This window comes from Roseovarius sp. MBR-51 (assembly GCF_053628575.1).
Window position 1 is genome coordinate 109,119 of the sequence record NZ_JBRJGQ010000014.1, and the last position, 6,350, is coordinate 115,468.

The following is a 6,350-nucleotide window of genomic DNA, read 5'->3' on the forward strand; positions in this document are numbered from 1 at the left end:
GCGACATCACCGCACCCCCTTTTGCTGGTAAATGGATTTTATTTGAAACTGCCCCCCCCGAGGCCCTATATTGGTAGAAACATGGGATGAACGAGACAATGACAGCATATGCGACGATAACCACACCGGCAGGATCGGTTGCCGCCAAATGGCTCTCAGATGCAGGGCTGCGCCCCACCCGGCAGCGCGTGACCTTGGCCACGCTGCTGATCGGTGACGGCCAGCATCGTCATGTCACCGCCGAGAGCCTCTATGCCGATGCCCAAACCGGCGAGGACGCAGTGTCCTTGGCGACCGTCTACAACACTCTGCGCGCCTTTTGCGACGCCGGATTGCTGCAAGAGGTGACGGTAGACGGCTCCAAGAGCTATTTTGACACCAATACCGTCGACCACCCGCATTTTTACTGGGAAGACGAGAACCGTCTGAGCGATGCCCCGGCAAGCGAGTTGGAAATCACCCGCCTGCCCAAAGCCCCGGACGGGGCAGAGATCACCGCTGTCGATGTCGTGATCCGACTGCGCCGGACCAAGTGATACCTCGCAGCATGCGTGCTGTCAGTTACGCGGCCTTTGGTGCACCGCACGACGTTCTGAGACTTGACGATGTGCCGACGCCTGTGCCAAGCGCGGGCGAGGTTTTGGTGCGGCTGCGCCTGTCCGGGGTTAATCCGTCGGATGCCAAGGCGCGGGCCGGCACGCGTCCGGGCGTGATGAAACCTGCCTTTCCGCGAATCATACCCCACTCCGACGGGGCTGGTGTGATTGAGGCTGTGGGCCAAGGCGTGAACCCGGGTCGCATTGGTCAACGGGTGTGGATATGGAATGGCCAGTGGCAGCGCAGCCATGGCACCGCCGCCGACTATATCGCCCTGCCCGCCGCCCAAGCCGTGCCGCTGCCCGACGGTGTCTCGTTTGAGGTTGGCGCAACCTTGGGGATTCCCGGACTGACCGCTGCGCAGACCGTGTTTGGCGACGGTGATGTTGCGGGGCAAACGATCCTGATTTCAGGTGGTGCTGGCGCGGTGGGGCATAACGCCGTTCAATTGGCGCGGGCCGCCGGAGCACAGGTGATCGCCACCTGTTCCGCCCCCGCGATGGAGCGGGTGCGCGCCGCCGGGGCCGCGCATGTGTTCGACTATGCCGACCCTGATCTGGCGGCCCAAATTCTCGCAGCCACAGACGGGCGCGGCGTGACCCGCGCCATAGAGGTCGAGTTTGGCCAGAACGCCAGCCTTTTGGCCGAGGTCATGGCCCCCAATGGGACTATCGCTGCCTATGGTTCGGGCAAGGAGATGAAGCCGACCCTGCCCTTTGGGCCCTTTCTCTTCAAGGCGCTCAAGATCGACATCACGTTGATCTACATTCTACCCGACGCCGCGCGCGAGGCCGCCATCGCACGACTTAATGCAGCACTCGAGGCGGGCACGCTGCGCCCCGAGATCGCGGCGCATTACCCGCTTTCAGACTGCGCCGCAGCCCATGAGGCGGTGATGACGCCGGGGCGAGCGGGTGCCGTTGTGCTCGATATCGGGTGAGACGGGGCCGGGTTTTGGCCTGAAGGGGACATTTGCCGCAATCTCCAAAGCGCGGACTCAAAGCGCGGCACGCGCCGCCACGCAGCGGTCATGCCGAAGGCATGCCTCCGGCATGACCCGCCCCGTCGCACCGTCGGTGCGCCACTTTAACTCGGCACGCCTCTGGCGTGACGGGCACCGCGCGGCTCACCAGTTGGGGCCAATGTCAGCGACAGACCAACACCCCCGCACTCTTCCCGAACCGCACGCGCCGTGCAGAGCGCAATCGAACTCAGGCGATTGCGACCAGCTCGATGGCAAAGGTCAGATCCTTGCCCGCCAGCGGATGATTGGCATCGAGCACGACTTCTTGATCTGTCACGTCGACCACAGTCACCGGCAACACCTGACCCTGCGGTGTTTGCATTTGCAACTGTGTGCCCAGATCGAGCGGGATATCCGCTGGGATCTCGGTGCGCGGCACCGCCTGTTGGGCGCTTGGATCGGGCTGGCCATAGGCCATGTCGGCGGGCACTTCGACGGTTTTCTTATCACCAACGGTCATGCCGGTAATCGCGGCATCGAGGCCGGGAATGATCTGGCCAGAACCTACGGTGAATTCGAGCGGGTCACGTCCGGCGCTCGAATCGAAGGTTGCGCCATCGGCCAGCGTGCCGGTGTAGTGAATGCGGACAGTATCGCCCGGTTTGACCTGCGTCATTGGATCTCCAATCTGTTTGGGAAGGGGGATGAGTTTGCAAGGCCACGCAAGATCTGCGCGGGTGCTTGGTGCGACTGTCCTCTAATTTAGCGACGCCGGTCCCGATTTGCAAACCGACTCCTGAAATTGCGGCCCAGTCCCTCACAGCCTCGTGCGCGCGTGAGGTCTTTTCCCCCCTGCCGTTCCATGACAGTCTGCGCGCGATCACCAAGGGGGATACGATACCATGCCGATCACCACCTGCATTTTCGATGCCTATGGCACGCTGTTTGACGTGGCGGCCGCCGCGCGCAATGCCGCAACTGAGCCGGGGCGCGAGCGATTTGCCAACCACTGGCCCGCAATTGCCGAAAAATGGCGACTGAAGCAGTTGCAGTACACCTGGTTGCGCGCAGTCATGGGGCAACACACAGGATTCTGGCAGGTGACACAGGACGGGCTCGATTGGGCGCTGGAGGCCGAGGGCCTGCAAGACGATACCGCGCTGCGCGACCGTCTCTTGCAGCTTTATTGGGAGTTGGAGGCCTATGCAGAGGTGCCCGCCATGCTCAGCGCCCTGAAAACGGCGGGGATGAATACCGCGATCCTCTCGAACGGATCACCGGACATGTTGCAGGGGGCGGTGAAATCGGCCGGGATTGGCGATCTGCTCGACGATGTGCTGTCGGTCGAAAGCGTTGGCATCTTCAAGCCTGCGCGCGTGGTCTATGATCTGGTGGGGCAGCGGTTCGGCTGCGCGCCCGACGAGGTGCTTTTTGTGTCGTCGAATGGCTGGGATGCCTGTGCGGCGTCGGGCTATGGGTTCACAACCGCCTGGGTCAACCGCGCGGGCGATCCGGTGGACCGGCTGCCCGCCACACCGCGCCACCAGTTGCGCGACCTGACGGGTATTCCCGATCTGGCGCGCGGCTGATGGGGCGCTTTACCGCCTCGGACGGCGTGACACTCCATTACACCGATCAGGGCACCGGCGCGCCGATCCTCTGCTTGGCCGGGCTCACGCGCAACAGCGCCGATTTCAGCTTTGTCTTGCCCCATCTGGCGGGGTATCGCGTGATCTGCATGGATTATCGCGGGCGCGGGCAATCCGAACATGCGCCCGATTTCATGTCCTACAACATCCTGCGCGAAGGGCAGGACTCGATAGAACTGATGGACCATCTGGGACTGGACCGTGTCACCCTGATCGGCACCTCGCGCGGCGGGTTGATTGCCATGGCGCTGGCCTATGGGCACCCTGCGCGCCTGAACGGTGTCGTGCTCAATGACATTGGGCCAGAGGTGGCCCCCATCGGGATCGAGCGGATCATGGATTACGTGGGGCGCGAGCCGGCGCAGCCCGATCTGGACAGTTGCGCCGCCGCTCTCGCCCATGTCCATGCCAAGGGTTTTCCCGGTGTGCCGCTGGCACGCTGGCGGCAACAGGCCGACCGCATGTTCTACGAGAAGCCGGGCGGCGGCCTCGGCCTGCGCTATGACGCGCGGCTCCGCGATGCGCTGGTGGGGCAAGCGGGGGCTGGCGAGGCGGTGGACCTCTGGCAATTGTTCGACGCGCTCAAGGATATTCCCACCGCCGCGATCCGGGGGGCGAATTCCGACCTCCTGAGCCTTGAAACCTTGGCCAAAATGCAAGAGCGTCACCCGGACCTCATCACCGCCACCGTGCCCGACCGGGGCCATGTGCCCTTTCTCGACGAACCGCAATCCCTCGGCGCCATTCGCGCACTTCTGGACCAGATAAAATGACCGACATCACGATGATCCGCGCCGCCGCCACCCGTCTGGCGGGCCATGCAAGGCGCACGCCGCTCTTGTCCTCGCCCTTTCTCGACGAGATCGCGGGGCGTCGGGTTTTCGTCAAGCCGGAATGCCTGCAACACACCGGCAGCTTCAAATATCGCGGCGCGCGCTCGGCCGTGTCGGCGCTGGATGAGGGTACCCGCGCGCGGGGCGTGATCGCCTTTTCCAGCGGCAACCATGCGCAGGGCGTGGCACTGGCGGCGCGGCAATTCGGGGTGCCAAGCGTGATCATAATGCCCTCGGATGCGCCGCGTATGAAGATCGACAACACCCGCGCGCTGGGGGCCGACGTGGTGCTCTATGACCGCGCAACCGAGGATCGCGACGCCATCGGCGCGGCGCTGAGTTCTGAGCGCGGTCTGACGCTGATCAAACCCTATGACGAGCCGCAGGTGATCGCCGGCCAAGGCACCATCGGGCTTGAGATTGCCGAGGATGCGGCGGCCATGGGCATCACCCGTGCCGATGTGCTGGTCTGTTGCGGCGGGGGCGGGTTGACCTCGGGCATAGCACTTGCGCTTGAGGCGGACGCGCCGGACCTGCGCGCGCGGCCCTGTGAGCCGGAGGAGTTCGACGACGTCGCCCGTTCGCTGGCGTCCGGCCAGATCGAGCGCAACGCCCGGACCTCGGGCAGTCTCTGCGATGCCATCGTCACGCCGCAGCCGGGCGCTATCACCTTTCCGATCATGCGGCGGCTCTGCGGTCCGGGGCTTGTGGTGACCGAAGAGGAGGCGCTGCACGCCATGGCGCTGGCCTTTTCCCGGCTCAAACTGGTGGCGGAACCGGGCGGTGCCGTGGCGCTGGCCGCCGCCCTCTTTCGGGCCGATCAGATCGAGGGCGACGCGGTGTTTCTGACCATTTCGGGCGGCAATGTCGATGCGGATGTATTCTGCGATGCGCTGTCCCGCTTTTCTGTCTGACCTCTGATCTCTTGCCAACGTGAGCAGGCTCGCACCGCACCGGTATGGAAAACCGGACTTGAACTGACGCAGGGGAACCTGCAACACTTACCGCGCGAAACCGCCATCATTCACTCCAAAAAATTTAATGCCACAGACTTGTGGCACAGGAGGATACTATGGCTGTTTTAAATGCTCAGGCGATTTTTCTGATAGTCCTGTCAGCGCTAGGTTATTCGATCGCTACAATTGGACTCAAGATGGGGTCATCCGCAATCAGCCTGGCGGCAATCGGCTTGATTGCACTGGGCTTTGGCGCGGCGGCCCTGTGCGAAATTGAGATACTGCGCCATGTTGATCTTGGTGTTGTCTATATCTCGATCATCGGTCTGGAAACACTTATCGTGCTCAGCTATGCGTGGTTCATTGGCGAGGCCCTCAGCGCGCGTCAGATCGGTGGTGCGACCATGGTGTTGGCGGGCCTTGCTGTGGTATCGCACTGACAGAGCGGACGTCCCCGCGCCGCGCCCAATGGACAAGGAGCGACGCGGATGATGTTTGATACAGGCGATGTGACCCTGCATTACCTCGACGAGGGCGATCCCAATGGCGCGCCCATCGTCTTTGCCCATGCGCTTGGCACCGGCACGTTTCTCTGGGATGCGGTGGTGCCGCTCTTGCCGCCCGGTCTGCGGATCATCCGCTATGATGCGCGCGGGCATGGGCAATCCTCGACCCCGCCGGCCCCCTATACGATGGGCGCACTGATCCGCGATGCCGAGCGGCTGATGGATCATCTCGGCATCAAGGACGCCATGTTCGTGGGCCTCTCCGTCGGCGGGATGGTGGCGCAGGGGTTGGCAGTGAAACGCCCCGACCTGATCCGCGCGATGGTGCTGTCCAACACCGGGGCCAAGATTGGCACGCCCGCGCTCTGGGCCGAGCGGATCGCCACGGCCCGTAGACCGGGCGGTATGGCGGATCTGGCACGTGGCTCTTGCGAGCGCTGGTTCACGCGCAGCTATCTAAAGGAAAACAAGCATCTGCCTTGGTTCGAGCGTCTTTGCCAGCATGACCCCGAAGGCTATGCCGGATGCGCCGCCGCCATATCGGGCACAGATTTCTACACGCCCACCTCTGGCCTGCGTCTGCCGACGCTGGGCATTGCCGGGGCCGAGGATGGCTCGACCCCGCCCGATCTCGTGCGCGAAACCGTGGACCTGATCCCCGGCTCACGGTTCGAGGTGATGCGCCGCACAGGGCATGTGCCCCCCGTGGACCAACCGGAAGACTATGCGCGTCTGCTGACCGAGTTCCTGCATAATGCCGCGCTTCGGATTATGCCGCGCTTGTTCAGGCGAAGTCTTGTTTCCTGCGGTTTTTGTCGTTTTGCTGCTGCATAAGACTATAGTTT

8 protein-coding genes are annotated in these 6,350 nt (G+C 63.4%); 7 read left to right on the plus strand and 1 reads right to left on the minus strand.

Features of this window, described 5'->3' with window-relative positions; all coding sequences use genetic code 11:
* Positions 1-98 precede the first annotated feature (98 nt).
* Positions 99-536, plus strand: a complete 438-nt coding sequence (gene irrA / locus ACSSVY_RS18120; RefSeq protein WP_454271075.1) for an iron response transcriptional regulator IrrA — start codon at positions 99-101, stop codon at positions 534-536.
* Between the two features lie 11 nt (positions 537-547).
* Positions 548-1,537, plus strand: a complete 990-nt coding sequence (locus ACSSVY_RS18125) for an NADPH:quinone reductase (protein WP_454271077.1) — start codon at positions 548-550, stop codon at positions 1,535-1,537.
* 271 nt (positions 1,538-1,808) lie between these two features.
* Here the strand turns inward: ACSSVY_RS18125 and ACSSVY_RS18130 are convergent, their stop codons facing one another.
* A complete protein-coding gene (locus ACSSVY_RS18130; RefSeq protein WP_454271078.1) occupies positions 1,809-2,237 on the minus strand; it encodes an FKBP-type peptidyl-prolyl cis-trans isomerase in 429 nt (142 codons plus the stop codon).
* Positions 2,238-2,463: 226 nt separating this feature from the next.
* Between ACSSVY_RS18130 and ACSSVY_RS18135 the strand changes: the two genes are divergently transcribed.
* From ACSSVY_RS18135 to pcaD, 5 genes are all read left to right on the plus strand, one after another.
* Positions 2,464-3,150, plus strand: a complete 687-nt coding sequence (locus ACSSVY_RS18135; protein WP_454271080.1) for a haloacid dehalogenase type II — start codon at positions 2,464-2,466, stop codon at positions 3,148-3,150.
* Positions 3,150-3,983, plus strand: a complete 834-nt coding sequence (locus tag ACSSVY_RS18140) for an alpha/beta fold hydrolase (RefSeq protein WP_454271082.1) — start codon at positions 3,150-3,152, stop codon at positions 3,981-3,983. The genes ACSSVY_RS18135 and ACSSVY_RS18140 overlap by 1 nt, the downstream gene beginning before the upstream one ends.
* A complete protein-coding gene (locus ACSSVY_RS18145) occupies positions 3,980-4,957 on the plus strand; it encodes a threonine ammonia-lyase (RefSeq protein WP_454271084.1) in 978 nt (325 codons plus the stop codon). Before ACSSVY_RS18140 ends, ACSSVY_RS18145 begins: the two co-directional genes overlap by 4 nt.
* A gap of 158 nt (positions 4,958-5,115) precedes the next feature.
* A complete protein-coding gene (locus ACSSVY_RS18150; protein WP_454271086.1) occupies positions 5,116-5,439 on the plus strand; it encodes a 5-aminolevulinate synthase in 324 nt (107 codons plus the stop codon).
* Positions 5,440-5,487: 48 nt separating this feature from the next.
* Positions 5,488-6,339 (plus strand): 3-oxoadipate enol-lactonase, encoded by an 852-nt coding sequence (pcaD, locus tag ACSSVY_RS18155; RefSeq protein WP_454271088.1) that lies wholly within the window; start codon positions 5,488-5,490, stop codon positions 6,337-6,339.
* Positions 6,340-6,350 lie beyond the last annotated feature (11 nt).